The sequence below is a fragment of the Sphingomonas sp. GC_Shp_5 genome, from assembly GCF_026540855.1.
In the GTDB taxonomy this organism is placed as follows: domain Bacteria; phylum Pseudomonadota; class Alphaproteobacteria; order Sphingomonadales; family Sphingomonadaceae; genus Sphingomonas.
In genome coordinates this window covers 1-3,056 of record NZ_JALNUP010000056.1, presented here as the reverse complement: position 1 = coordinate 3,056, position 3,056 = coordinate 1, and the positions used below count along the sequence as shown (strand labels likewise).

4 protein-coding genes are annotated in these 3,056 nt (G+C 58.1%); 3 read left to right on the top strand and 1 reads right to left on the bottom strand.

Annotated elements, in window-relative coordinates; translation table 11 throughout:
- Positions 1-248 precede the first annotated feature (248 nt).
- Positions 249-656: a response regulator gene (locus OXR60_RS19770; RefSeq protein ID WP_267397770.1), complete on the top strand. Its 408-nt coding sequence runs from the start codon at positions 249-251 to the stop codon at positions 654-656.
- A 107-nt stretch (positions 657-763) separates the two neighbouring features.
- On the opposite strand, the gene OXR60_RS19765 is transcribed toward OXR60_RS19770, so the two are convergent.
- The gene (locus OXR60_RS19765) at positions 764-1,513 is read right to left on the bottom strand and encodes a Crp/Fnr family transcriptional regulator (RefSeq protein WP_267397769.1); all 750 of its coding nucleotides are present in this window, start codon (positions 1,511-1,513) and stop codon (positions 764-766) included.
- Between the two features lie 239 nt (positions 1,514-1,752).
- On the opposite strand from OXR60_RS19765, the gene OXR60_RS19760 reads away from it, so the two are divergent.
- Together OXR60_RS19760 and OXR60_RS19755 are read left to right on the top strand one after the other, a co-directional pair.
- Positions 1,753-2,025 carry a hypothetical protein gene (locus OXR60_RS19760; RefSeq protein WP_267397768.1) on the top strand — a complete coding sequence of 91 codons (273 nt, stop codon included), beginning with the start codon at positions 1,753-1,755 and terminating at the stop codon, positions 2,023-2,025.
- A gap of 158 nt (positions 2,026-2,183) precedes the next feature.
- Positions 2,184-2,921, top strand: coding sequence for a Crp/Fnr family transcriptional regulator (locus tag OXR60_RS19755; RefSeq protein ID WP_267397767.1), 738 nt, complete (start codon positions 2,184-2,186; stop codon positions 2,919-2,921).
- The last annotated feature ends 135 nt before the right edge of the window (positions 2,922-3,056 follow it).

Here is a 3,056-nt window from a genome sequence, read left to right as displayed (position 1 = left end):
GGGACAGTCGGCTTTTGGGAGGTAGATGGCGGTAGCTGCCTTTCTCAAAGAGAGTAAATTGTGAGCAAGCGACGCCGGCCACAGACGGGATAAACCGGTTACGCTTTCGCAGATCGGTACGGCCTACCAACATGGTTACCGCACGAGCTGACGCTAACTGCCGGAATGGCTTAGAAAATTTCCGCATGATGCGACTAAACGGTAACCAGGTTGTTTAACCTGGATTAGGCCGCAAACGGTGGTGCCGCATGTGTCATGTTCTGATTATCGAGGACGAGCCGCTAGTGGCGATGGACCTTGAAGCCCTTCTCGAACGTGAGGGCGCCACCTCCTTTGCCTTTGCTGCTTCCCAAGCAGACGCGGTACGCGAAGCGTTCTCGCGCAGGCCGGACTTCATCACCTCCGACGTGTCGCTGACGGAAGGGACCGGCCCGCTCGCGGTTGAAGCCATCATCAAGGGGCTGGGCCGCGTTCCGGTGATCTTCATTACCGGAACACCAGACGCGTGCCGCCCCTGTGATGCCGGTCCGGTTCTCTCTAAGCCGTTCAATCGTACAGCTATCGCCAAGGCGTTCCACGATCTCGTGCCAGCGGTCGCGAACTCTTCAGCCCGATATAGGGGGCGGAGCGATCCGGAAGACCTATGCAGCATCTGAATGCGCCGGAATGTCGGGTTCTGGGTGGCTAGCGGGAGGGCAGGTTTTAACAAAAGCGGGGCGAAAGCTGACCGCGGACCAGAAGGGGTCGCTTAGCCCACCGCGCCTTATTCGACTAAGCTGAGCTGAGGCCGCCCCTTGCCGAAGGCGCCGATCAATCGGCCATATTCCTGCTCGGGCAATCCGTAACTGGAGCCGGCAATCTCTTCGAGACGCGGACGATCAACGACCTGAACGATGCCGCGCGTGCCGCGGATTGCCCCAGTTGCCTCAAGCGAGTGCAGCGTAACGGTAACGCCCGAGCGCCGCACGGCGAGCATGGTCGACATGAACTCATGGGTGAGTACCAGCTGATCACCTTCCGCTCGGTCGTGACACATCAACAGCCACCGGGCGAGGCGCTCGGGCAGCGCAAGCTGCGCGTTCGAGGCCGCCGTGGAAGCGACCTGAATGGATAATGTGTGGACATAGCGCAGCAGCAAGTCCTGCAGACTAGAGCTCGCCCGGCACGCCTCAAGCAGCTGTCCAGAGGCAATCCTCAAGCTAGTTGCGTTTCCCTCCTGCACCATCGATCGGTGCGGTGACTGACCTGCGCCGAGCACCACCGACCCACCGGACATGCCCTCATAGCTATAGAGGCCAATTTCGACGGTATCGCCGCGCTCCTGCGCGTCTACGATCGATGCCGTACCACTTTCGATGAAGTGAACGTTTTCGTGCCGCGTGTTGGCCTCGAAGATCATCGCCCCAAGCTCGAACCGCTCGGGGTGCAAATGCGGTTGAAGAAGCGCGAAATCGGCTGCGCTCATGTGGTGCAGCAGAAGATTGCGAACCGAAGATTGATCGGGGAAAGACATGCTGCCGGCCTAAATCGGGGCGGGAGCGTAACCGGTCTCTCAGGTGCCCGCGCCCTGATCATGGCAGGCAATATCGTCAGCTTACTCCAGTCGTTGCGTTCACGCATTCTTATGTACGATATCGCACAAATCCCGATGCATCTTGCGGTTTATGGCCTATATCAAATTATCGTCGGATGGCTTTGGGCTTCGACGGCTGAGAGACCCCGCGCTCCCGCCCAGTGCGCGGAGCTATTCTGATGATCTTTTACCTGCACATCCACACCCAAAATGCTGTTATTTTCGACAACGAAGGCATCGATCTGCCGAACTTCGCTGCTGCAAAAGCAGAGGCCATCCGAGGCGCCCGATCTATGATGTGCTCCGAGGTGCTGGTCGGCGAACTGGATCTTGACCAAAAAATTGAAATCCATGCGCCAGCGGATCATTGCCTTGGTACCGTTGAGTTTACCGACGCGCTTTCCATCCGTGGCGATCGCGACCGAGTAGCGCACAGGCACGTCAATGCGTGAGCCTAGACACAGCTAAATGATGTGCGTTAACGCACGGTGCGTTGCCGGACAGCGTGAATAAGTTACTGTAATCCAGGCAGGCCGCGGTGCAAGAAAAGGATGGTCTGTGATTAGCGGCATCGGCGCCTTTGGTCGAACCCAGCGGTAGGTGCGTTTACATGATTGAAGCTGACTTACTCGAACCGTTCGCACGCAAGCTTGAGCGCCTTACGCCTCTCGCGCCTGAGGTTCGAGCTGCCATTCTTTCGCTGGACGTCGCCGAAAAGACCTTCAAGCCGAACGCCTTTCTCCTCCGCGAGGAAACGCTTTCCGCGCACTGCGTGGTGATCGTGTCGGGCTTCGCCTGTCGCGAAAAGATCCTTGGCAATGGCAGCCGCCAGATCCTGAGCTTTCAAATGCGCGGCGATGGCGTCGGGATCGCAGTCGCAATGGGCGAACGGGCCGACTACAACCTTCGGGCACTGACAGACCTCAGAGCGGCCCTAATTCCTTCGGCGGCCATTCGCCGGCTGATTGAGGCTCATCCGCAGGCGATGCAGGCATTCTGGTTTGAAACGCTAGGCGAAGCAGCAATCCAGCGCGAGTGGACAGCAAATATTGGGAGGCGCGACGCCCGTTCGCGAGTTGCTCATCTGTTGTGCGAAATCGCAGAGCGCCAGGTTACTGCGGGGATAGCTGAACGTGGATCTTTTCATTTCCCCTTTACTCAGGAAACACTGGGAGATGCGACTGGACTGACGTCGGTTCATATCAACCGTACACTGGGCGTGCTAAGATCAGAGAACGTCATCCGCCAGCAGGATAAACAGCTTACTATCGTGGACCAGCGAAGCCTCACGGCGATTGCTGGTTTTCGGCCCGGCTATCTTAACATTCAGGAAAATAGTGCAGCATAGACGGTTCAACCCCACTTTGAGGGATGTTGCCGACTGCGGATTTCTTCCAAGCCCACCTGGATCTCGCAGGCGCTTGTGATCTCCGCCCGACAGTGCCTTGGCGCCAGCGCGCCTCCGGCTGCATCGGTTTGGCGT

What these genes read in the sequence shown, in the direction of transcription:
- OXR60_RS19755 (WP_267397767.1), top strand. Translation starts at nt 2,184, where the DNA reads ATGATTGAAGCTGACTTACTCGAACCGTTCGCACGCAAGCTTGAGCGC.
- OXR60_RS19760 (WP_267397768.1), top strand. Translation starts at nt 1,753, where the DNA reads ATGATCTTTTACCTGCACATCCACACCCAAAATGCTGTTATTTTCGAC.
- OXR60_RS19770 (WP_267397770.1), top strand. Translation starts at nt 249, where the DNA reads ATGTGTCATGTTCTGATTATCGAGGACGAGCCGCTAGTGGCGATGGAC.
- OXR60_RS19765 (WP_267397769.1), bottom strand. Translation starts at nt 1,513, where the DNA reads ATGTCTTTCCCCGATCAATCTTCGGTTCGCAATCTTCTGCTGCACCAC.